The organism is uncultured Cedecea sp. (assembly GCF_947498825.1).
Taxonomy (GTDB): Bacteria; Pseudomonadota; Gammaproteobacteria; order Enterobacterales; family Enterobacteriaceae; genus JGM124.
Genome location: NZ_CANMLV010000008.1, coordinates 81,604 through 104,800, shown reverse-complemented (window position 1 = coordinate 104,800; position 23,197 = coordinate 81,604). Strand labels below are relative to the sequence as shown.

The 23,197-nt window shown below is 48.8% G+C and carries 17 protein-coding genes; 8 read left to right on the top strand and 9 right to left on the bottom strand.

The window, feature by feature from the left end; translation table 11 throughout:
• Position 1 precedes the first annotated feature (1 nt).
• From fkpB to folA, 7 genes are all read left to right on the top strand, one after another.
• A complete protein-coding gene (gene fkpB, locus Q1A40_RS11155; protein WP_300000128.1) occupies positions 2–451 on the top strand; it encodes an FKBP-type peptidyl-prolyl cis-trans isomerase in 450 nt (149 codons plus the stop codon).
• A complete protein-coding gene (gene ispH / locus Q1A40_RS11150; protein ID WP_300000127.1) occupies positions 452–1,402 on the top strand; it encodes a 4-hydroxy-3-methylbut-2-enyl diphosphate reductase in 951 nt (316 codons plus the stop codon). It begins immediately after the preceding gene.
• A 71-nt stretch (positions 1,403–1,473) separates the two neighbouring features.
• The gene (gene rihC / locus Q1A40_RS11145) at positions 1,474–2,391 is read left to right on the top strand and encodes a ribonucleoside hydrolase RihC (protein WP_300000126.1); all 918 of its coding nucleotides are present in this window, start codon (positions 1,474–1,476) and stop codon (positions 2,389–2,391) included.
• Between the two features lie 148 nt (positions 2,392–2,539).
• Positions 2,540–3,361 (top strand): 4-hydroxy-tetrahydrodipicolinate reductase, encoded by an 822-nt coding sequence (gene dapB / locus Q1A40_RS11140; protein ID WP_300000125.1) that lies wholly within the window; start codon positions 2,540–2,542, stop codon positions 3,359–3,361.
• 465 nt (positions 3,362–3,826) lie between these two features.
• A complete protein-coding gene (gene carA, locus Q1A40_RS11135; RefSeq protein ID WP_300000123.1) occupies positions 3,827–4,975 on the top strand; it encodes a glutamine-hydrolyzing carbamoyl-phosphate synthase small subunit in 1,149 nt (382 codons plus the stop codon).
• Positions 4,976–4,990: 15 nt separating this feature from the next.
• A complete protein-coding gene (carB, locus tag Q1A40_RS11130) occupies positions 4,991–8,215 on the top strand; it encodes a carbamoyl-phosphate synthase large subunit (protein WP_300000122.1) in 3,225 nt (1,074 codons plus the stop codon).
• A gap of 316 nt (positions 8,216–8,531) precedes the next feature.
• The gene (gene folA, locus Q1A40_RS11125; protein WP_300000119.1) at positions 8,532–9,011 is read left to right on the top strand and encodes a type 3 dihydrofolate reductase; all 480 of its coding nucleotides are present in this window, start codon (positions 8,532–8,534) and stop codon (positions 9,009–9,011) included.
• 84 nt (positions 9,012–9,095) lie between these two features.
• Here folA and apaH read toward each other — a convergent pair whose 3' ends face one another.
• Genes apaH through lptD form a run of 6 tightly spaced genes read right to left on the bottom strand, consistent with a single transcriptional unit; the run spans position 9,096 to position 15,882 of the window.
• Positions 9,096–9,929, bottom strand: a complete 834-nt coding sequence (gene apaH, locus Q1A40_RS11120; protein WP_300000117.1) for a bis(5'-nucleosyl)-tetraphosphatase (symmetrical) ApaH — start codon at positions 9,927–9,929, stop codon at positions 9,096–9,098.
• A 4-nt stretch (positions 9,930–9,933) separates the two neighbouring features.
• Positions 9,934–10,311, bottom strand: coding sequence for a Co2+/Mg2+ efflux protein ApaG (apaG, locus tag Q1A40_RS11115; protein WP_300000115.1), 378 nt, complete (start codon positions 10,309–10,311; stop codon positions 9,934–9,936).
• Positions 10,312–10,314: 3 nt separating this feature from the next.
• A complete protein-coding gene (gene rsmA, locus Q1A40_RS11110) occupies positions 10,315–11,139 on the bottom strand; it encodes a 16S rRNA (adenine(1518)-N(6)/adenine(1519)-N(6))-dimethyltransferase RsmA (RefSeq protein ID WP_300000114.1) in 825 nt (274 codons plus the stop codon).
• Entirely contained in the window at positions 11,136–12,128 is a 993-nt protein-coding gene (gene pdxA, locus Q1A40_RS11105; protein ID WP_300000113.1) for a 4-hydroxythreonine-4-phosphate dehydrogenase PdxA, read from the bottom strand. Before pdxA ends, rsmA begins: the two co-directional genes overlap by 4 nt.
• On the bottom strand, positions 12,121–13,413 hold the full coding sequence (surA, locus tag Q1A40_RS11100) for a peptidylprolyl isomerase SurA (protein ID WP_300000112.1): 1,293 nt from the start codon (positions 13,411–13,413) through the stop codon (positions 12,121–12,123). The genes pdxA and surA overlap by 8 nt, the downstream gene beginning before the upstream one ends.
• 54 nt (positions 13,414–13,467) lie before the next feature.
• Positions 13,468–15,882, bottom strand: coding sequence for an LPS assembly protein LptD (gene lptD, locus Q1A40_RS11095; protein WP_300000111.1), 2,415 nt, complete (start codon positions 15,880–15,882; stop codon positions 13,468–13,470).
• Positions 15,883–16,065: 183 nt separating this feature from the next.
• On the opposite strand from lptD, the gene djlA reads away from it, so the two are divergent.
• Positions 16,066–16,878, top strand: coding sequence for a co-chaperone DjlA (gene djlA, locus Q1A40_RS11090; RefSeq protein WP_300000110.1), 813 nt, complete (start codon positions 16,066–16,068; stop codon positions 16,876–16,878).
• 68 nt (positions 16,879–16,946) lie between these two features.
• On the opposite strand, the gene rluA is transcribed toward djlA, so the two are convergent.
• From rluA to polB, 3 genes are all read right to left on the bottom strand, one after another.
• Complete coding sequence (rluA, locus tag Q1A40_RS11085) at positions 16,947–17,606, bottom strand: bifunctional tRNA pseudouridine(32) synthase/23S rRNA pseudouridine(746) synthase RluA (RefSeq protein WP_300000108.1); 660 nt, start codon at positions 17,604–17,606, stop codon at positions 16,947–16,949.
• 84 nt (positions 17,607–17,690) lie between these two features.
• Positions 17,691–20,597 carry an RNA polymerase-associated protein RapA gene (gene rapA, locus Q1A40_RS11080; RefSeq protein ID WP_300000106.1) on the bottom strand — a complete coding sequence of 969 codons (2,907 nt, stop codon included), beginning with the start codon at positions 20,595–20,597 and terminating at the stop codon, positions 17,691–17,693.
• A 197-nt stretch (positions 20,598–20,794) separates the two neighbouring features.
• Positions 20,795–23,164, bottom strand: a complete 2,370-nt coding sequence (gene polB / locus Q1A40_RS11075) for a DNA polymerase II (RefSeq protein ID WP_300000104.1) — start codon at positions 23,162–23,164, stop codon at positions 20,795–20,797.
• Between the last annotated feature and the right edge of the window lie 33 nt (positions 23,165–23,197).

The following is a 23,197-nucleotide window of genomic DNA, read 5'->3' as shown; positions in this document are numbered from 1 at the left end:
CATGGCTGACTCTGTACAACAAAATAGCGCAGTTCTGGTTCATTTTATTCTTAAACTGGAAGATGGATCGACTGCTGAGTCTACGCGTAATAGCGGCAAGCCAGCACTGTTTCGCCTGGGAGACACCAGCCTGTCTCCAGGTCTTGAAGCCGAACTGTTAGGATTAACGGCAGGGGAGAAGAAGTCTTTCTTCCTCGCACCTGAAGCCGCATTTGGTATCCCTAGCCCGGACATGATCCAGTATTTTTCTCGCCGTGAGTTTGCGGCGGCAGGTGAGCCTGTACCTGGGGCTATCATGTTGTTTACTGCCATGGATGGTAGCGAAATGCCGGGAGTGGTTCGTGAAGTCAACGGTGATTCTATCACCGTTGATTTTAATCACCCTCTGGCCGGGCAGACTATTCACTTTGACATTGAAGTACTGGAAGTCGATCCGGTACTGGAGGCGTAAATGCAGATCCTGTTGGCTAATCCCAGAGGTTTTTGTGCTGGGGTCGACCGCGCTATCAGCATTGTTGAGAATGCACTGCAGCTTTATGGTGCACCGATTTATGTGCGTCACGAAGTGGTACATAACCGCTACGTTGTTGATAGCTTGCGTGAACGAGGGGCCATTTTTATTGAGCAAATCAGTGAAGTACCGGATGGTGCTATCTTGATTTTTTCGGCCCATGGTGTTTCTCAGGCAGTACGTAATGAAGCGAAATCTCGTGAACTGACGGTATTCGATGCCACCTGTCCGCTGGTAACCAAAGTGCATATGGAAGTGGCTCGCGCCAGTCGCCGTGGTGAAGAGTCGATTCTTATCGGCCATGCCGGACACCCTGAAGTTGAAGGCACGATGGGGCAATACAGTAACCCGAAAGGGGGCATGTATCTGGTCGAGTCGCCTGATGATGTCTGGACGCTTGATGTTAAAGATGCCAGCAACCTCTCCTTTATGACTCAGACAACCTTATCGGTCGATGATACCTCAGATGTGATCGATGCTTTACGTGAGCGATTCCCGGAAATCACCGGACCACGTAAAGATGATATTTGCTATGCCACCACTAACCGCCAGGAAGCGGTACGTTCGTTGGCGAGTGAAGCAGACGTGGTACTGGTGGTTGGTTCGAAAAATTCGTCAAACTCTAACCGTTTGGCCGAACTGGCCCAGCGCATGGGCAAAGCCGCCTATTTAATTGATGATGCAACAGATATTCAGGAAGAGTGGCTGAAGAATGCCCGCTGTGTCGGCGTTACCGCAGGAGCTTCCGCGCCGGATATCCTGGTGCAAAACGTGATTACCCGCTTGCGTTCGCTTGGCGGGGAAGAAGCTCGTGAGTTAAGTGGGCGTGAAGAAAATATTGTTTTTGAAGTTCCGCGTGAATTGCGTGTCGATGTTCGTGAAGTCGATTAGCGTGGCGAACGACAAATTATGAGACGATGCCAGTTGATGTGAATCAGCTGGCATTTTTTTTGGAGAACAGTATGAACAGGCTTCCTGTAATTATTGATACCGATCCGGGTATCGACGATGCGGTGGCTATCGCCGCAGCACTTTTTTCTCCGCAGCTTGAGGTGAAACTGATAAGTACCGTATCCGGTAATGTTTCGGTGGAGAAAACCACGCGTAACGCGCTGCAATTAATGACATTCTGGCAGCAGTCAGTTCCCGTTGCGCGCGGTGCTGCAGCCCCCTTGTTACGTCCTGCACGGGATGCCTCTAATGTCCATGGTGAGTCTGGCATGGCAGGCTATCCCTTTGCGTCGTCAGAACAATGTGCAATAGATAAACCTGCCTTTCTGGCTATCTATGACTGCCTGCTTGCCAGTGAAGAGCCCATTACGCTTGTCACTATCGGCCCTTTAACCAATATTGCGATGCTGCTGGCTCAATATCCTGAATGTAAACCACGGATTAAGCGCATTGTGATGATGGGCGGATCGTCAGGAAGAGGAAACCTCACACCGAATGCCGAATTTAATATTGCGGTTGATCCTGAAGCAGCGGCACATGTGTTTAATAGCGGGCTGGATATTGTGATGTGCGGACTGGATGTCACTAACCATGCGATGCTGACGCCTGAGTACCTGGCCACTCTGCCTGGGCTCAACCGTACCGGAGAGATGCTGCACGCTATTTTTAGTCACTATCGCAGTGGCAGTATGGAAACAGGGTTGCGGATGCATGATCTAACTGCTATCGCCTTTTTAGTTAAACCTGAATTGTTCCGTACCCAGGCGTGCTTTGTCGCTGTTGAAACACAAGGGGAGTACACCAGCGGTACCACAGTCGTCGATATTGAGCAGCGGCTAGGAAGGCCTGCCAATGCTCAGGTTGCTTTAGAAATTGATGTCATCGGTTTTCAGCAATGGGTTACTGAGGCACTGGCACTGGCACCCTGAGAAAGGACTGTACGGGTTTAAGCGAGATTGATATTAAACCACGCCTGATAGTAAATTCTAATTATCACTGTTTTCGGCTGGTAGCCCGACACAGGTCTGGTTACCCTGAACAGATATTTTCTTTACCCATTTTAAAAAGAGTACAGATATGCAAGATACACAAATTCGAGTGGCTATCGCGGGAGCAGGCGGACGTATGGGACGTCAGCTGATTCAAGCAACACTACAGCGGGAGGGTGTTGTACTGGGTGCCGCACTTGAACGTCCGGGATCTTCCCTGGTCGGTAGCGATGCGGGCGAACTCGCGGGGACGGGCACCGTTAATACGGTGATTCATGACAGCCTCGATGCCGTTGTTGATGACTTTGATGTGCTTATTGATTTTACTCGCCCGGAAGGTACGCTCACTCATCTGGCCTTTTGCCGTCAGCACGGTAAAGGCATGGTGATTGGCACTACCGGTTTCGATGATGGGGGTAAACAGGCGATAGCTGATGCAGCAAAAGAGATACCCATCGTTTTCGCTGCCAATTTTAGTGTCGGTGTCAATGTGATGATGAAGCTGCTGGAAAATGCAGCCAAAGTGATCGGCGAAGATACTGATATTGAAATCATTGAAGCCCATCATCGCTATAAAGTCGATGCTCCATCAGGTACAGCCCTGGCAATGGGCGAGACCATCGCAAAAACGTTAGGTAAAAATCTGAAAGATTGTGCTGTTTATGCTCGTGAAGGCGATACCGGTGAGCGCGTGCCAGGCACCATTGGTTTTGCAACCATCCGTGCCGGAGACATTATTGGCGAGCATACGGCGATGTTTGCCGATCTGGGTGAGCGTATTGAAATCACTCATAAGGCTTCAAATCGCATGACTTTTGCAAATGGCGCTGTTCGCTCAGCATTATGGCTGAAAGATAAGAAAGTGGGACTTTTTGATATCAAGGATGTCCTTGGCTTAGATAATATTTAATTTTTATTATTCACAATGCATTGAAATTAATTTTTAATTAATTGATTTAATGGGCGATATTGTATCGCTCATTTTTTTTGTATTTATTTTATCGACTTTGTTGTTATTCTCATCCCAAGTCCATATAAGTGACTTTTTTTTGTGTTGCTATTAACTGTTTTCTTGCGAAACATCTCATGAATGGTTGTTTTTTAATCACACTATTTTTTTTACCCTTTCAGGATTGCTAGCAATCGATTATCTGCCTGAGTTGTCTGAGTGTTTTGACCGTTAATGAAAGTTTTGTTTATCAAAATGGCAAATATCTATGAAAAGTGTGCGACAGAGTAGACTTTTAACTGTCTTATCTCTAGAATGCCGCCGTTTGCCAAAAATCCTGCGGGCAGACGTTTTTTAGCAATTGATTCTTACCTCTGTTTTGAATTAATATGCGGATAAAATGAATGATTATTCTTGGAGGACGTTTTGATTAAGTCAGCGCTATTGGTTCTGGAAGACGGAACCCAATTCCACGGTCGGGCCATTGGGGCATCGGGTACGGCAGTGGGGGAAGTCGTTTTCAACACCTCTATGACCGGTTATCAAGAAATCCTCACTGATCCTTCCTACTCCCGCCAAATTGTCACTCTTACTTATCCCCATATTGGAAATGTCGGCACTAACGAAGCCGATGCCGAATCTTCCCAGGTTCATGCACAAGGCCTGATAATTCGCGACCTGCCACTGATTGCCAGTAACTTCCGCAATACCGAAGACCTCTCTTCTTATCTTAAACGTCACAATATTGTCGCAATAGCGGATATCGATACCCGTAAGCTGACACGTTTGCTACGTGAGAAGGGCGCTCAGAATGGCTGCATTATCGTGGGTGATAATCTGGATGCCGGACAAGCTTTAGAAAAAGCTCAAGCCTTTCCGGGTCTTAACGGTATGGACTTGGCGAAAGAAGTCACAACACAAGAAGCTTATAGCTGGCAGCAAGGTAGCTGGACTCTGGCTGACGGTCTGCCAGAAGCAACGCCTGAAAATAAACTCCCCTATCATGTTGTTGCTTACGACTACGGCGTAAAACGCAATATCCTGCGGATGCTGGTGGACAGAGGCTGTCGTCTGACAGTGGTTCCGGCACAGACTTCTGCTGAAGAAGTCATGAAACTGGAGCCGGACGGCGTATTCCTCTCTAACGGACCGGGTGACCCGGCGCCTTGTGACTATGCTATCAGCGCGATTTCCAGCCTGCTGGAAACCGATATTCCAGTATTTGGTATCTGTCTGGGTCACCAGTTACTGGCACTGGCAAGCGGAGCCAAAACCGTGAAGATGAAATTTGGTCACCACGGCGGCAACCATCCGGTTAAAGATCTCGACCGTGACTGCGTGATGATAACGGCACAGAACCACGGTTTTGCGGTTGATGAAACGACCCTTCCGGCAAATCTGCGCGTGACGCACAAATCGCTGTTTGATGGCACTCTGCAAGGTATTCATCGTACTGATAAAGCGGCCTTCAGCTTCCAGGGACACCCTGAGGCAAGCCCGGGCCCGCACGATGCCGCGCCGCTGTTTGACCACTTTATTGATTTGATTAAGCACTACCGTGCTACAGCCAAATAATCAGGAGCTTAAAAAATGCCAAAACGTACAGATATAAAAAGCATCCTGATCCTCGGTGCCGGGCCAATTGTTATCGGCCAGGCTTGTGAGTTCGACTACTCAGGAGCCCAGGCTTGCAAAGCTCTGCGTGAAGAAGGTTATCGCGTTATTCTGGTCAACTCTAATCCTGCGACCATCATGACTGACCCGGAAATGGCCGATGCTACCTATATCGAGCCCATCCACTGGGAAGTTGTGCGCAAGATTATTGAAAAAGAACGCCCGGATGCTGTCCTGCCAACCATGGGTGGCCAGACCGCGCTGAACTGTGCGCTGGAACTGGAACGTCAGGGTGTGCTGAAAGAGTTTGGTGTTACCATGATTGGTGCCACCGCTGATGCTATTGATAAAGCAGAAGATCGTCGCCGTTTCGATATTGCGATGAAAAAAATTGGTCTCGATACCGCGCGTTCTGGCATCGCTCATAATATGGAAGAAGCCTTGGCGATTGCCGCAGACTTAGGTTATCCGTGCATCATTCGCCCTTCCTTTACTATGGGCGGCAGCGGCGGCGGTATTGCTTATAACCGTGAAGAATTTGAAGAGATCTGTGAACGTGGTCTGGATCTTTCGCCTACCAACGAGCTGCTTATCGATGAGTCGCTGATTGGCTGGAAAGAGTATGAGATGGAAGTGGTTCGCGATAAGAACGATAACTGCATCATCGTTTGTTCTATCGAAAACTTTGACCCAATGGGAATTCATACTGGTGACTCCATCACCGTTGCTCCTGCCCAGACGCTGACAGATAAAGAATATCAAATCATGCGTAACGCCTCGATGGCGGTATTGCGTGAAATCGGCGTTGAGACCGGTGGTTCAAACGTACAGTTTGCCGTGAATCCAAAAAATGGTCGTCTGATTATTATCGAGATGAACCCGCGTGTGTCTCGTTCTTCAGCCCTGGCTTCTAAAGCCACCGGTTTCCCGATTGCCAAAGTAGCCGCCAAACTGGCAGTAGGTTACACCCTTGATGAGCTGATGAATGATATTACCGGGGGACGCACTCCGGCTTCCTTTGAGCCTTCCATCGACTATGTTGTTACCAAAATTCCACGCTTTAACTTCGAGAAATTTGTCGGATCAAACGATCGTCTGACCACCCAGATGAAATCTGTCGGTGAAGTGATGGCGATTGGCCGTACTCAGCAGGAATCTCTGCAGAAGGCATTACGTGGTCTGGAAGTCGGTGCGTCCGGTTTTGATCCTAAAGTGAATCTTGACGATCCGGAAGCTTTAACCAAGATCCGCCGCGAACTGAAAGATGCCGGTGCTGAGCGTATCTGGTATATCGCCGATGCGTTCCGGGCGGGGCTGTCGGTAGACGGTGTATTCAACCTGACCAATATCGATCGCTGGTTCCTGGTACAAATCGAAGAGTTGATCCGCCTGGAAGAGCAGGTTGCAGAAGTGGGAATCACGGGTCTGAACGCTGATTTTCTGCGTATGTTGAAGCGCAAAGGTTTTGCTGATGCACGTCTGGCTAAACTCGCTGGTGTACGTGAGCAAGAAATTCGTAAGCTGCGTGAGCAGTATAACCTGCATCCGGTTTATAAGCGGGTTGATACCTGTGCGGCAGAGTTTGCCACCGATACTGCCTATATGTACTCCACTTATGAAGAAGAGTGCGAAGCGAATCCTAACCATGATAAAGACAAAATTATGGTACTGGGCGGCGGACCTAACCGTATCGGTCAGGGTATTGAGTTCGACTATTGCTGTGTTCATGCTTCTCTGGCACTGCGTGAAGATGGTTACGAAACCATCATGGTTAACTGTAACCCTGAAACGGTTTCAACTGACTACGACATCTCTGACAGACTCTATTTTGAGCCAGTCACCTTTGAAGATGTGCTGGAAATTGTGCGCATCGAAAAACCAAAAGGGGTGATTGTCCAGTACGGTGGTCAGACACCACTGAAACTGGCTCGTGCTCTGGAGGCCGCAGGTGTTCCTATTATTGGTACCAGTCCGGATGCTATCGACCGCGCTGAAGACCGCGAGCGTTTCCAGCATGCAGTTGACCGTCTGAAGTTAAAACAACCGGCGAATGCAACGGTAACCACTATCGATCAGGCGGTAGAAAAGGCAACGCAAATTGGCTATCCATTAGTGGTACGTCCTTCCTATGTTCTGGGCGGACGCGGAATGGAAATCGTCTACGATGAAGCTGACTTACGTCGCTATTTCCATGCTGCGGTTAGCGTTTCCAATGATGCCCCGGTATTGCTTGACCGCTTCCTGGATGATGCAGTTGAGGTCGATGTAGATGCGATTTGTGACGGTGAAACGGTACTGATCGGCGGCATTATGGAACATATTGAGCAAGCCGGCGTACACTCCGGTGACTCCGCTTGTTCATTACCTGCCTATACTCTGAACCAGGATATTCAGAATACCATGCGTCAGCAGGTACAGAAGCTGGCATTTGAGTTGCAGGTTCGCGGTCTGATGAACGTCCAGTTTGCCGTCAAAGATAACGAAGTGTATCTGATTGAGGTGAACCCGCGTGCCGCGCGTACCGTACCTTTTGTTTCTAAAGCAACCGGAACGGCACTGGCGAAAGTCGCCGCGCGTGTCATGGTAGGGAAAACGCTGGTAGAGCAGGGCGTCACGAAAGAAATTATCCCTCCGTACTATTCAGTGAAAGAAGTGGTGCTGCCGTTTAATAAATTCCCGGGCGTGGATCCACTATTAGGGCCTGAAATGCGCTCTACCGGTGAAGTGATGGGGGTTGGCCGTACCTTCGCTGAAGCCTTTGCTAAAGCGATGCTGGGTAGCCATTCCACGATGCGTAAACCAGGCCGTGCGCTGCTTTCAGTACGTGAAGGAGATAAAGAGCGTGTGGTGGACTTGGCGGCTAAATTGTTGAAGCAGGGCTTTGACCTGGATGCAACTCACGGTACTGCTGTGGTGCTGGGTGAGTCCGGTATTAATCCACGTCTGGTGAATAAGGTGCATGAAGGCCGTCCGCACATTCAGGACAGAATTAAGAATGGAGAGTATACCTACATCATCAATACCACAGCAGGTCGCCAGGCGATTGAAGATTCAAAACTGATCCGCCGCAGTGCCCTGCAATATAAAGTGCATTATGACACTACGCTGAATGGCGGTTTTGCAACCACGATGGCACTGAATGCTGACGCGACGGAAAAGGTCATTTCAGTCCAGGAAATGCACGCCCTGATCAATCAGTAATCGGTAAGATACGGCCTGGGGTATCCGGGCTGTTTCTGCCTGATGAGTTTGTAGAGCGCTTAAAGCCCACTTCATTCGGTGGGTTTTTTTATTGGGGAAATGGAATTTAGATTTTGTGTTATATGCAATAAAATTGTGGTCATTAAAATTAAATGTAAATTTGATGTGTTTTTTTTAATCTATTACCGTTAAGGTAAGGGGGGGTTATAGGGCAATTAATAAAAAAATTTTCATTGTGTCGTCTGGCCCTATCGACGAAGTATTACGCTTTCCGTATAGTGGCGAAAATTTTCCCCTCAGGACTTGGATAACCGAAATGATCAGTCTGATTGCTGCACTGGCAGTAGATCGTGTTATTGGCATGGAAAACGCTATGCCATGGAATATACCGGCCGATTTGGCATGGTTTAAACGTACCACCTTGAATAAACCCGTTATCATGGGTCGATTAACGTGGGAGTCGATTGGGCGTCCATTGCCTGACCGCAAAAATATTGTGATCAGCAGTAAACCTGGCGATGACTCGCGTGTTGAATGGGTTTCTTCGGTTGAAGAGGCTATTGCTGCTTGCGGTGATGCTGAAGAGATTATGGTGATTGGCGGCGGCAGTATTTATGAGCAGTTTTTACCGCTGGCACAACGTTTGTATCTGACGCATATCGATGCTGAAGTAGAAGGCGATACCCATTTCCCTGACTACTCTCCTGATGAGTGGCAGTCAACCTTCAGCGAGTTCCATGATGCTGATGACAGTAATTCGCATGGCTACTGTTTTGAGGTCTTAGAGCGCCGTTAGTTATATTGGGGGTGAGCATTTGCATTCATCCCCCACCTTGTATTGGTCTTGCCTGAAAGACACGGGTGTCACTGAAAACTTCCGCTAACTCACGTCTGTTCGAACGGGTTTCATTTGTGGTTGAGTGAACCAGGTCTTATCCTCCCAGCGTAAGCAGGTCAAATCTCCTCCCCAGCAGCAACCCGTGTCCAGAGCATACACTCCAGACGGTGCTCCTTTTCCTTCCAGCGATGCCCAGTGTCCAAAAGCAACGGAGTAGTCAGGGGGAAGTAAGCCTTGAATATCAAACCAGGGTTTAAGCGGTGCAGGAACGTTTTCTGGCGCTTCTTTCACTGACATATCCAGCTGTCCGTTGGGAAAGCAGTAACGCATCCGTGTAAAGGCATTGGTAATGAAGCGCAGACGTGCCAGACCGCTAAGCTGCGAAGACCAGCTATTCGGTAAATCACCGTACATGGCGTCAAGGAATAAAGGATAACTGTCACTGGCTAACAGAGCTTCAACATCCCGGGCACAAACCTGGGCTGTTTCGAGGGTCCATTGCGGCGTAATGCCCGCATGGGCCATGATCAGTTTTTTATCTTCATCAACCTGCAGTAATGGCTGGCGACGTAGCCAGTTAATTAAGTCATCAGCATCTTCAGCTTCGAGCAAAGGCGTGAGTTTATCTTTGGGTTTATTGCGGCTAATACCTGCATAGACCGCCAGCAGATGAAGATCGTGGTTTCCCAGAACCATGCGCACACACTGACCCAGACTGCGAACATAGCGCAGCACCGCCAGTGAATCGGGACCACGGGAAACCAAGTCCCCCGTCAGCCACAGGGTATCTTTTTCAGGTGAGAATTCGACCTGTTTTAGTAATGCTGTCAGTTCATGAAAGCAACCATGAACATCGCCAATAAGATAGGTAGACATGATATCAGTGGATAAATGAAGGTATGGCTAAACGAAAGACCGGAATGGCAACGCGGAAATCGTTACCTTCGGAATCAATCATCTGATAATGCCCTTCCATGGTGCCCAGTGGCGTTTCAATAATCGCGCCACTGGTATACTGGTACTCGTTACCGGGTTCAATGAGTGGCTGAACGCCCACCACACCTTCGCCCTGAACCTGAGTTTCACGGCCATTACCATTAGTAATTAACCAGTAACGGCCGAGAAGTTGCACTGCAGTTCGCCCCAGATTACGAATAGTGACGGTATAGGAAAAGACGAAGCGTTCCTGCTCTGGTGAGGATTGAGCTTCGATATACACGCTTTGAACCTGAACACATACACGGGGCGAATTTAGCATGGGTTAACTCTCCAGCTGTTTTGGCGGATTGTCAGAAAGGTAGTTTGCCAGCAGGCAATACTGTGCAACAGTGATATTTTCTGCGCGCAGTGTGGCATCGATACCTAACTCTTCCAGTACCTCAGCACTAAACAGATGACCAAGGCTGTTACGGATAGTTTTACGACGCTTATTAAACGCTTCTGTCGTTACCCGACTGAGTGCGCGTAACTCTTTGACCGGATGCGGTAAGGTTGCATGCGGAACCAGACGGACGACGGCTGAGTCAACTTTCGGTGCGGGTGTAAATGCCGTTGGAGGCACTTCCAGCACAGGAATGACATTACAGTAATACTGGGCCATAACGGAAAGGCGACCATAGGCTTTACTGTTTGGACCGGCAACCAGACGGTTGACCACCTCTTTTTGCAGCATAAAATGCATATCTGCAATAGCATCAGTATAGCTGAAGAGATGGAACATCAAAGGAGTGGAAATGTTATACGGCAGGTTACCGAAAACACGGAGTGGCTGGCCGGTTTTTTCACGTAATTCGGCAAAGTCCATCGTCATTGCATCTTGCTGATAAATTGTTAGTTTAGGCGCAAGGAAAGGATGAGTTTGCAGGCGTGCAGCCAAGTCGCGATCGAGCTCGATCACGGTCAGTTTATCCATACGTTCGCCAACGGGTTCAGTTAATGCCCCGAGGCCCGGACCAATTTCAACCATCGCTTGTCCGGGACGTGGATTTATTGCAGAGACAATACTATCGATAACAAAACGATCATTAAGGAAGTTTTGTCCAAAACGTTTGCGGGCAAGATGGCCCTGGTGAACTCGAGTATTCATCGACTATTAGTAATCATTGTAATGGCGAGGTTAAGCGCCGTAATAAAACTGCCGACCTCTGCTTTGCCAAGACCCGCCAGTTCAAGGGCTGTGCCGTGGTCAACAGAAGTACGGATAAAAGGTAAGCCCAGGGTAATATTTACCGCTCGACCAAAGCCTTGATATTTCAATACTGGCAAACCCTGATCGTGATACATCGCCAGTACAGCATCGGCGTTATCGAGATATTTAGGCTGAAATAAGGTATCTGCCGGGAGCGGACCTGAAAGATTCATTCCCTGCTGGCGTAGTGTATTTAACACCGGAATGATCGTGTCTATCTCTTCGGTGCCCATATGCCCGCCTTCACCAGCATGCGGATTCAGGCCACAGACCAGAATATGCGGCTCGGCAATACCAAACTTGGTTTGCAAGTCATGATACAGGATGGTGATAATCTGACGTAGTAAATCCGGCGTGATGGCGTCAGAAATCGCTTTGAGCGGCAGATGTGTGGTCACTAAAGCCACGCGTAACTCTTCTGTTGCCAGCATCATCACGACTTTTTCGCTCTGAGAACGTTCTTCAAAGAACTCGGTATGACCGATAAAGGGGATCTCTGCGTCGTTAATGATGCCTTTATGTACCGGACCGGTAATTAAGGCAGCAAATTCACCGTTAAGACAGCCATCACAGGCACGGGCGAGCGTTTCGACCACATAGGCGCTGTTTGCCGTATTCAGCTGGCCGGCAATAACGGGCTCGCGTAGTTCAACGGGCAATATTGTGAGACTACCTGCGCGCTGAGCGGTGGCTGGTTTATCCATTGCCAGCGGCGTTAAACTGAGAGGGAGACCTAACAGGGCAGCACGTTCAAGCAGGAGTTCTGTGCTGGCACAGACCACTAACTCAACCGGCCAGTCGCGTTGCGCTAAGGCGATTACCAAGTCAGGACCAATCCCGGCGGGTTCGCCGGGAGTGATAACCACGCGTGAAATAGTATTAGTCATTCGCACCGATAATTTTCACGTAAGCGCCAGCCCGCTGTTCTTGCATCCAGCTTTGTCCTTCTTCGGACATTTTACGGTTCATCAGCATACGATAGGCCTGATCTTTCTGTGCCGCATCGGTTCTGTCGACGTTACGAGTATCTTGTAACTCAATCAAATGCCAGCCAAAAGAGGAGTGCACTGGGGCGCTGATTTGGCCTTTGTTCAGTTTCAGTAATGCATCGCGGAAGGCCGGATCATAAATATCTGGAGTTGCCCAGCCGAGATCGCCACCCTGATTAGCAGAACCCGGATCGTCAGAAAATGCTTTAGCCGCATCGGCGAAGGTTGTGCTACCGGTCTTAATATCGGCAGCAATCTGCTCCAGTTTCTGGCGGGCCTGAGCATCAGTCAGAACAGGTGAAGGCTTCAGTAAAATATGACGCGCTTTCAGCTCTGTCACAGAGATATTCTGTGTCTGACCGCGTAAATCATTCACTTTCAGAATGTGAAAACCAACGCCTGAACGGATAGGGCCAATAATATCGCCTTTTTTTGCCGTACTTAATGCCTGGGCAAAGAGAGAAGGCAATTCTTGAATACGTCCCCAGCCCATCTGGCCGCCGTTCAGTGCTTGCTGATCGGCTGAATAGGTGATGGCAAGTTTAGCGAAATCGGTACCATTGTGAGCTTGGTCTGCAACAGATCCCGCCTGTTTTTCAGCCTCATCCACCTGCGCTGAACTTGGATTTTCTGGCAGTGGAATCAAAATATGACTTAAATTCAGCTCAGTGCTACTGTCGTTTTGATTACCGATTTGTTGTGCCAGAGAATCCACTTCTTGCGGCAGAATCGTGATACGACGACGAACTTCGTTATTACGGACTTCCGAAATCGTCATTTCTTTACGAATTTGGCTCAAATAGCTGTTGAAGTTGATACCATCCTGAGCCAGGCGACTGCGAAGCTGATCGACAGTCATATGATTTTGCTGGGCAATATTGGCGACAGCCTGACCCAGTTCTTCGTCAGTCACTGTCATGCCCATTTTTTTGGCCATCTGCAGAACCAGCTCGTCCATAATCAGACGTTCAAGGATCTGATGGCGTAACGTGGCATCGTCGGGAAGCTGCTGACGCGCTTCCTGTGCGTTCATTTTCACTGACTGCATCAGTCCATTGACATCACTTTCCAGCACAACGCCGTTATTGACTACTGCAGCAACTTTATCGACAACCTGCGGTGCAGCGAAGGTTGTATTGGTCACCAGGGCAATGCTGAGAAACAGGGTTCTCCAGTTCTTCATACTTTTTCCATTTTACTTAGCCGCAAAGCGGATTACGTTTTCAGTCAAAGCGAATTACAGCGAGCTTTGGTACGGTAGAATGTTAGAACGCAGCATTTGCTGAGTACCCAGACCGTAATTAGAACTCAGGCCACGTAACTCAATGTTAAAGCCGAATACATTATCGTACTGACTTTGATTATTTTGCCAACCGTTGATTTTACGTTCGGCGCCAATACGAATGGCATAACAGCAAGAGCTATACTGTACACCGAGCATTGTATTGGCAGTTTGTCGGGTATTGGTATCGTAGTAATACGCTCCGACTACCGCCCAGCGGTCCGCGAATGGCCAGCTAGCAACGGTACCAATTTGTGCAATGCCTTCTTTATACTGCCTGGCATTAGAGAACGAAGGCAGTGTTGCCTGAATATATTCAGGGCTGGCATAACGATAGGTCAGCTGTGCCAGCCTGTCGGCATCACGACGATACTCTATCGCCATATTACCGGTCGCGAGGTTGGCCAGACGTGCATCATACTCTAAACCACCACGCAGACCCCAACGGTCTGTCATACGCCAGTAAGTATCGCCCGCCCAGATCATCGAACCACTTTTCTTATCTTTTTCCCAGTTGATATTATCATCACCTGTTCGGGATTGATTGAAATAGTAGATTTGACCCACGGAAACGTTAAAACGTTCAATCGAAGCATCATCATAGACGCGAGAAGTGACACCCGTGGTAACCTGATTGGCAGAAGCAATCCTGTCCAGGCCGCCATAGGTCCGGTCATGGAACAGCCCGTTATAGTCAGATTGCAGTAACGCCGAGTCGTAGTTATTGATATCGCTCTGATTATGATAGGGCACATATAAATATTGAACCCGTGGCTCTAATGTCTGCGTCCAGCCGGCTGTATTTTCCATATTGCGATCAAAAATCAGTTTTCCGTCAGCTTTGAACTGCGGCATAGTCCGGGTGACTGTTGACGACAGGCGTCTGGCGCTTTCATTTAACTCCTGATAGTTCGAGTTAGATGGATTATTCTGATAAAGCTGATTGGTATAGTTACGATAGCTTGCTAAGTTATCTTGCTGATAGTGTGTCATCATCAGCTTGGCTTCAGTATTCAGGCTAGCCCAACCGTTAGACAGCGGTAAGTTTACCGTTGGCTCCAGATGTAAGCGTGTCGCCTCAGGCATGTTGCTATTCACGTTGGTGAATTTTACCGCCTGACCATAAATATGGGTATCGAACGGACCGACATCATTTTTATAGTAATTGACGTCTAACTGAGGCTCTGCACGATACGAGCTGGTGGTGTTGCCTATCTGGTTAGCAAAGACTTGGAATTGTTTGGCTGACAGCGTGGCTGTGAAGTTCTGGCTGGCATAACCTGCGCTGAATTTTTGCGTGGCGTAACCATCAGTACTGGAACCGTATTGTGAAGAGAAGTCATTAAAATAGCGTGAATCGCTGACTTTGGTGTAGTCAACATTGAAACGCCAGAGCTTGTCTACAACACCACTGTGTTTCCAATAGAATAACCAGCGTTTATCTCTGCTACCCGAGTTGGTATTGCTCTCATGACTGTACTGATCGTCGCTCGGAAGATAGTCGAACTCAATTAAGCCACGTCCAGCCTGGCTGAGATAACGGAACTCATTTTGCCATTGTACACCTCCCCGCTTATGCAGGTAATGAGGGGTAATGGTGGCATCAAAGTTAGGTGCGATATTCCAGTAGTAGGGCAGTGAAAATTCGAAGTAGTTTGTTGAGCTGTACTTCGCATTAGGAATTAAAAAGCCTGAACGACGTTTATCGCCAATGGGTAGTTGGAGATAAGGGCTATAAAAGACCGGAATTGAACCGAGTTTAAAACGAGCATTCCAAATTTCAGCAACCTGTTCTTCACGGTCCTGAATCACTTCGCTGCCGACGACACTCCAGGTATTTGAACCTGGCAGACAGGAAGTAAATGAACCATTTTCAAGGATGGTATAGCGGTTTTCACCACGCTGTTTCATCACATCAGCATTACCGCGACCCTGACGGCCAACGAGCTGATAGTCACCTTCCCAAACGTTAGTATCTTTGGTATTTAAATTAGACCAGGCTTTTGGGCCTTTGAGAATGATCTGGTTATCATCGTAACGTACATTGCCTATGGCATCGACGGTACGAACAGGTTCTGGCTGTCCTGCCAGCTGTTTTTGATTCAGCTGAACTTCATCGGCCTGTACCAGGCTATTGCCTTGTTGGATCTGTACATTACCGCTAAAAACAGCGTTATTTGGATAATCGCCAGTAACACTGTCAGCTTCAATGGTGACAGGGAGATTCGTGGTGTCCCCTTCAACCAAAGTACGGTTGTAGCTTGGGACGCCCAGCATACACTGCGAAGCGAGATCGGCAGCCATACCTTGCTGGCTATAGAGAGCTGAACCAATCAAAGTGGCCAGCAAAGTAGGTATACGGTTTTTCATACGTTTAATTCGTTGTTCCGTCATCAGGGTCTAGCGAAGGCAAACGGTCAGAGACTAGCGCACTCATCATCACAGCGCTAGTGTTAATCCTGCATGTTCGGCAGTATGTCATTAGGCAACTGCCATCAATGACAGGTATGATAAAGCAAATTCGGAATCACAGCATGACGATTTGGGGAGTTTATGCGGTATTGGGGTAAAGTACTCGGTGTTATCTTGGGAATATTCTCAGGCGGTGGCTTCTGGGCCATTGTATTAGGCTTTCTTGTTGGTCATATGGTAGATAAAGCCCGGGATCGTCAGCGTTCAGGGTTTATGAGCCAGCAGCAGCGTCAGGCTGTGTTTTTTAACACGACCTTTGAAGTGATGGGGCATCTGACCAAAGCGAAAGGGCGGGTCACAGAAGCTGATATTCATCTGGCTTCGGCTTTAATGGACAGAATGCAACTTCATGGTGAAGGCCGGGCTGCTGCCCAGCGAGCATTCCGTGTAGGTAAAGAGAATGACTATCCATTACGTGAAAAAATGCGCGAACTTCGCGGCATTTGCATGGGGCGTTTTGATTTAGTTAGGATGTTTCTGGAAATTCAGATTCAGGCTGCATTTGCCGATGGTTCACTGCATCCGAATGAGCGCGAAGTATTGTTCGTTATTGCTGAAGAGCTCGGTATTTCACGCGTACAGTTCGAACAGTTCCTGCGCATGATGCAAGGTGGACAACAGTTTAGCGGTGGTCAGTATCAGCAATCACAAGGTGGTGGCTTTGGCCAACAACGAGGTCCAACGTTGGATGATGCTTGCAATGTGCTGGGGGTGAAGAGCAGTGACGAGCCAACGACTATCAAGCGAGCTTATCGTAAACTGATGGGTGAACACCATCCGGATAAACTGGTTGCTAAAGGGTTGCCGCCGGAAATGATGCAGATGGCGAAGCAGAAAGCGCAGGAGATTCAGGCAGCATACGATCTTATCAAGACAACCAAGGGCTTTAAGTAACCTGCCTGGAGGGAAAACGCGATGTTTTCCTTCCAGTCGTTAAAATGCAGCATGACAGTCTTTTCTCTCTAAAAACTAGCCGGAGCTTTAAAGGTCATGCTATTACCGTAGCCAGGATGTGTAATAGTCAGACTACCCGCATGTAACTGTAAACGAGGTGCCAACGCCAGAGCTTCTGGGGTGGCATAGAATCTGTCCCCTAAAATCGGGTGTCCCAGGGCTTGCAGATGGACCCGTAGCTGATGCGACCGTCCGGTTATCGGTTTTAACAAAATACGTGCGGTGTTATCCGGGAAGTATTCCAGTACCTGATATTCGGTTTGTGCCGACTTACCGGTTTCATAACATACCTTCTGTTTCGGACGATTTGGCCAGTCACAAATCAGCGGTAAGTCAATCAGCCCTTCTTCTTGTTGGGGATGACCCCAGATACGGGCTATATATTGCTTTTGCGGCTCGCGTTCACGGAACTGACGCTTTAGCTCACGTTCAGCGGCTTTATTCAGTGCGACAACCATCACACCGCTGGTAGCCATATCCAGACGGTGAACCGACTCAGCCTGCGGAAAATCGCGCTGAATGCGGGTCATTATACTGTCTTTATGCTCGGTAAGACGCCCGGGGACCGATAACAGCCCGCTTGGCTTATTCACCACCAGGATATGTGTATCCTGATAGAGAATGTGCAACCAAGGTTCTGTCGGCGGGCAGTACGGCTCCATTAACATTGACTTAAATCCTTCCTGTTACATTGCGGCGGTTGCTTCTCCAGCCCCTGGTTTCCCAGAGACTGGAGAGAAGAACAGACCGCTTTACTGATGTGTAACTACGATCAGACGCAGAGCATCCAGACGCCAGTTAGCCTCACCCAGCGCGACCATCACTTGCTGGCGATTGGTTTCAATGGCAGTTAACTCATCATCACGAATGTTCGGGTTCACTGCGCGTAATGCCTCAAGACGAGACAGTTCGGCGGTTAATCTTTCATTCGCTTCACTACGCGCGGCATCAATAATCACCTGTGCGGCTTCAGCTACTTTGCTTTCTGCCTGCTGCAAAATAGCATGAACATCAGACTGAACGGCATTTACCAGCTTGCTGCCAGTATGACGATTAACGGCGCTTAGTTGACGGTTAAAGCTTTCAAATTCAACCTGTGCCGCGAGGTTAGTGCCATTTTTGTCGAGCAGCATACGTATCGGAGTGGGTGGCAGGAAGCGGTTCAGCTGTAATTGCTTAGGCGCTTTCGCTTCAACAACATAGATAAGCTCGAGTAATAAGGTTCCGACTGGCAACGCCTTGTTTTTCAATAGTGATAGTGCACAGCTTCCGGTATCACCCGAAAGAATAAGATCAAGGCCATTACGGATGATTGGGTGTTCCCAGGTCACAAACTGTGCGTCTTCACGGGACAGGGCGATATCACGTTCAAAGGTAATGGTGCAGCCGTCTTCCGGAAGACCCGGGAAGTCAGGAACCAGCATATGATCCGAAGGTGTCAGAACCACCATATTATCGCCGCGGTCATCCTGGTTGATACCGACGATATCAAACAGGTTTAAGGCGAAGGTGACTAGCTGGGTGTCGTTATCTTGCTCAGCAATTGCTTCTGCAAGTTTTTGGGCTTCTTCACCGCCGTTGGAATGGATCTCCAGCAGACGATCGCGGCCTTGCTCCAGCTGGATCTTCAGCGCAGTATGCTGTTCACGGCATTGGGCTATCAACTCATCAAAGCCTTCGGTATTTTCTGGCGCAGCAAGATACTCAACAAGTTGAGGATAGACGCTGTCATAGATAGTTCGGCCAGTCGGACAGGTATGCTCAAAGGCATCAAGACCGGCGTGATACCACTCAACCAGTACGGACTGTGCTGTTTTTTCCAGGAAAGGAACATGGATCTGAATATCATGCTCCTGGCCTATACGATCCAGACGGCCTATGCGCTGTTCTAACAAGTCCGGGTTGAAGGGCAAGTCAAACATCACCAGTTGACTGGCAAACTGGAAGTTACGACCTTCGGAGCCAATTTCTGAACAGAGCAGAACTTGTGCTCCGGTATCTTCTTCAGCAAACCAGGCTGCGGCGCGGTCGCGTTCAATTATCGACATGCCTTCATGGAATACCGCGGCTCTGATACCTTCCCGCTCACGCAGAACTTGCTCCAGCTGGAGTGCGGTGGTGGCTTTGGCGCAAATAACCAGAACTTTTTGGGAACGATGGCTGGTCAGATAACCCATCAGCCATTCAACACGCGGATCAAAGTTCCACCAAGTCCCGGTATCACCTTCAAACTCCTGATAAATCTGTTCAGGGTAGAGCATGTCACGGGCACGTTCCTCTACCGATTTACGGGCAGACATAATGCCAGAAACTTTGATTGCTGTTTGATATTGCCCTGGCAGTGGCAGACGGATGGTATGCAGCTCACGTTTCGGGAAGCCTTTAACACCGCCGCGGGTATTACGGAATAGTACGCGGCTGGTGCCGTGGCGGTCCATCAGCATAGAAATCAATTCTTTACGTGCTGCTTCGCTACCTTCTTTATCACTGTTAGCCACCTGTAGCAAAGGTTCAACATCCTGGACGCTCAGTAATTCGCTGATTACGTTCAGTTGCTCATCATTCAGACGGTTACCTTCAAGTAGCAGGGCAACAGCATCGGCGATGGGGCGATAGTGCTGTTGCTCTTCAACGAACTGAGCAAAATCATGGAAGCGGTCCGGGTCAAGCAAGCGCAGACGGGCGAAATGGCTTTCCATTCCTAATTGCTCAGGCGTTGCAGTAAGTAGCAGGACCCCCGGAATATTTTCCGCCAGCTGTTCCACCGCCATATATTCCCGGCTGGGTGTTTCTTCGTTCCAGACTAAATGGTGAGCTTCATCGACAACCATTAAGTCCCATTCAGCTTCACACAGATGCTCAAGACGTTGTTTATTACGACGAACAAAGTCGAGCGAGCAGATAATTAACTGTTCGGTCTCAAAAGGATTGTCACTGTCATGCTGAGCCTGAACATAACGCTCGTCATCAAACAGCGCAAAGCGCAGGTTAAAGCGGCGTAACATTTCTACCAGCCATTGATGCTGAAGTGTCTCTGGGACAATAATCAGCACGCGTTCAATACTACCCGCCAGCAATTGCTGGTGGATAATCATCCCGGCTTCAATGGTTTTGCCCAGACCCACTTCATCGGCCAGTAAAACACGAGGTGCATGGCGGCGGCCTACATCACGTGCGATATTTAGCTGATGGGGGATAAGGTTAGTGCGCATACCGCGCAGACCACTCCAGACCTGACGCGATTGCTCGCTCTGATATTTACGAGAGCGAAAACGCAGAGCAAAGCGATCCATCCTGTCAATTTGTCCGGCGAACAGACGATCTTGTGGTTTACTGAAGACCAGCTTGCTGTCGAGAAACACTTCGCGCAAGGTAACCTGCTCTTCCGCTGTATCAAGACGAAGGCCGGTATAGATGAGTAATCCCTTCTCTTCGGTGACTTCATTCACTTTTAGCTGCCAGCCTTCATGGCTGGTAATGACATCGCCCGGATTGAACATCACACGGGTAATCGGTGAGTCATTTCTGGCATACAGACGATTTTCACCCGTTGCAGGGTATAAGAGAGTGACCATGCGCGTATCCAGCGCAACTACAGTTCCCAGTCCCAGTTCGCTTTCGGTATCGCTGATCCAACGCTGACCAAGTGTAAAAGGCATAAGTTTTCGGCTCTTTTTTCAGTGACGTATAAATTCTGGCAAACACACAACGACCGCCTGAGTCAGGCAGTTGTTGAAAATTTAGATTATGGATTCGAAGAAAGGGCGATATGGTACTGGATGGCAGCGCATTCGTCACCTACTGCTCATCATTAGATTAACAGAGACACCGACTGCTTTATCCGTGACCACTCTTTTTAAAACAGCCCTAATTGTCCTGTCATTATTGTAGCAAAATCATCGTTAATAAAGGGTAAAATTCCTTCTGCTACCGGTTGTAATTGACGCGTCAGGTAACTTTCATAGTCAAGCTGGGCTGTCTGGTAATCAACCGGCTGTGGACCATTGAGCGTCATAACGTAATGGATGGTGCCTTTATTTTGATATTGCAGCGGACGACCCTGTTGCTGGTTATATTCATCAGCAAGTCTTGCCGCACGTACATGAGGCGGAACATTTTTAATATATTCATGTAATGGTCGTCGCAGGCGTTTACGATAAACCAGCTGAGAATCCAGTTCCCCGGCCAGTAAACGAGCAATGGTTTCTCGTATATAGTCTTGATAGGGCTCATTGCGGAAAATACGTAAATACAGTTCTTTCTGAAACTCTTGTGCTAAAGCTGTCCAGTCGGTACGCACTGTTTCCAGTCCTTTAAACACCATACGCTGGTTATCTTTTTCCTGAACCATACCGGCATAACGTTTTTTACTGCCTTGGTCAGTACCGCGAATGGTCGGCATCAAAAAGCGACAATAATGGGTTTCATATTCCAGCTCCAGGGCGCAGGTCAACTGCTGAGTCTGCCAGAGGTGGGTCTGCCACCACTGATTTACATGGGCGACTAACTGCAGACCTGTCTGTTTTGCCGTTGCTTCATCTTTGGCTTGTTTCAACCAGACAAAAATTGAGTCAGTATCACCGTAAATAACGTCGTATCCCTGGGCTTCTATTAGCGCCTTAGTCTGGAGCATGATTTCATGTCCCCTCAGCGTTATTGATGACGCCAGACGAGGATCGAAGAAACGGCAGGCATCTGTTCCCAGTACGCCATAGAAAGCATTCATAATGATTTTTAGCGCCTGTGAAAGCGGCTTATTACCCTGGCGTTTGGCTTCATCACGCCCCTCCCAGATCTTGGCGACAATATCAGGCAGGCAGTGAGTTTTACGTGAGAAGCGGGCATCAAGGAACCCTGCGACCGAGTGCTGGTCATCGGGGGAAGCCATACCTTCTACTAACCCAACGGGGTCAATCAAAAAGGTGCGGATAATTGAAGGATAAAGACTTTTATAGTCCAGCACTAATACCGAGTCATAAAGCCCTGGACGGGAATCCATAACATAGCCGCCAGGACTTCCCTGAACAGGGACCTCGCCCAGATTGGGGGCGACAAAGCCAGCCCGATGCATACGCGGAATATAGAGATGACCAAAAGCGGCAACCGAACCGCCGTGTTTATCCAGCGGTAAACCATTAACGCTGGAGCGTTCCAGTAAGAACGGCATGAGCTCAGTTTTATGAAAAATACGCGTGACTAATTCACAGTCTTTGAGGTTATAAGTGGCCAGAGCAGGTTTATCTTCCTCAAATAGCCTGTCTATCTCATTCATTCTGTCCCAGGGGGTATCAATTGCTTTCCCTTCCCCAAGGAGTTCGCGAGAAACGGCTTCAAGTGAGAAAGAGGAGAAGTTCCAGAAAGCGGACCTGAGGGCCTCAATACCGTCAATGATCACACGGCCAGCCAGTTGTGCAAAAAACACCCCTTTTTTAAAGCCATGCTCGCGCCATTCGATTTCGCTCTGTTCACGCCCAAGGCGGAGTGGTACGCGGTAACGCTCTGCCATCTGTTGCAACACGCGGAAATCGAACTGAATGACGTTCCAGCCAATCACGATATCGGGATCATGCAGGGCAAACCACGTATTCAGTTTTTGTAGCAGGAGTGGGCGGCTGGCAACATATTCCAGCTGGAAGTCCAGTTCTGGAGGAGCGGTGGTATGCTCATTTTCTCCCCCTAACATATAGACCTGACGCTGACCGCAGCCTTGCAAGCCAATACAGTACAACTCACCATGACGATTGGTTTCAATATCCAGAGAAACCCATTTTAGCGGTGGGCGGTAGTCAGGTGCAGGTTTCAGCCGCGTCTCCTGGTAGTGTTGACCGTGCTGGTGGCCTGTAAACCAGACAGGAGCGGTAATAAAACGTTCCATAAGATAGCGTTCGGGAGGGCGGATATCCGCTTCATAGACGCGGATACCTTCATCACGCAGTTTTTTTTCCAGTCGCATTAACTGACGGTGTGAGGGGCAGTACAGTCCCAGTACGGGCTGACGTTGAAAGTCACGCAGGGTCAGAGGATTCAAACGAAAGCCGCGCTCATCCGCCAGAACACGCAGGGCTTCAGTCCGCTGATTTTCAGGAATAAACGCGACAGATTCCTGAACGGGTAGGGTCACTTTAACCGGCCCTTCGTCGGTTGCCAGCCAGAAAAATACCTCGGTACCTTGCGGGGTATCTCGCCAGTGCCGGGTGAGCAAAAAGCCCTGACGTGTATTGGTCACAGTAGACTCTCAGAAGGGATAACTTGTCTGATT

What these genes read in the sequence shown, in the direction of transcription:
- fkpB (WP_300000128.1), top strand. Translation starts at nt 2, where the DNA reads ATGGCTGACTCTGTACAACAAAATAGCGCAGTTCTGGTTCATTTTATT.
- ispH (WP_300000127.1), top strand. Translation starts at nt 452, where the DNA reads ATGCAGATCCTGTTGGCTAATCCCAGAGGTTTTTGTGCTGGGGTCGAC.
- rihC (WP_300000126.1), top strand. Translation starts at nt 1,474, where the DNA reads ATGAACAGGCTTCCTGTAATTATTGATACCGATCCGGGTATCGACGAT.
- dapB (WP_300000125.1), top strand. Translation starts at nt 2,540, where the DNA reads ATGCAAGATACACAAATTCGAGTGGCTATCGCGGGAGCAGGCGGACGT.
- carB (WP_300000122.1), top strand. Translation starts at nt 4,991, where the DNA reads ATGCCAAAACGTACAGATATAAAAAGCATCCTGATCCTCGGTGCCGGG.
- folA (WP_300000119.1), top strand. Translation starts at nt 8,532, where the DNA reads ATGATCAGTCTGATTGCTGCACTGGCAGTAGATCGTGTTATTGGCATG.
- apaH (WP_300000117.1), bottom strand. Translation starts at nt 9,929, where the DNA reads ATGTCTACCTATCTTATTGGCGATGTTCATGGTTGCTTTCATGAACTG.
- apaG (WP_300000115.1), bottom strand. Translation starts at nt 10,311, where the DNA reads ATGCTAAATTCGCCCCGTGTATGTGTTCAGGTTCAAAGCGTGTATATC.
- rsmA (WP_300000114.1), bottom strand. Translation starts at nt 11,139, where the DNA reads ATGAATACTCGAGTTCACCAGGGCCATCTTGCCCGCAAACGTTTTGGA.
- pdxA (WP_300000113.1), bottom strand. Translation starts at nt 12,128, where the DNA reads ATGACTAATACTATTTCACGCGTGGTTATCACTCCCGGCGAACCCGCC.
- surA (WP_300000112.1), bottom strand. Translation starts at nt 13,413, where the DNA reads ATGAAGAACTGGAGAACCCTGTTTCTCAGCATTGCCCTGGTGACCAAT.
- lptD (WP_300000111.1), bottom strand. Translation starts at nt 15,882, where the DNA reads ATGAAAAACCGTATACCTACTTTGCTGGCCACTTTGATTGGTTCAGCT.
- djlA (WP_300000110.1), top strand. Translation starts at nt 16,066, where the DNA reads ATGCGGTATTGGGGTAAAGTACTCGGTGTTATCTTGGGAATATTCTCA.
- rluA (WP_300000108.1), bottom strand. Translation starts at nt 17,606, where the DNA reads ATGTTAATGGAGCCGTACTGCCCGCCGACAGAACCTTGGTTGCACATT.
- rapA (WP_300000106.1), bottom strand. Translation starts at nt 20,597, where the DNA reads ATGCCTTTTACACTTGGTCAGCGTTGGATCAGCGATACCGAAAGCGAA.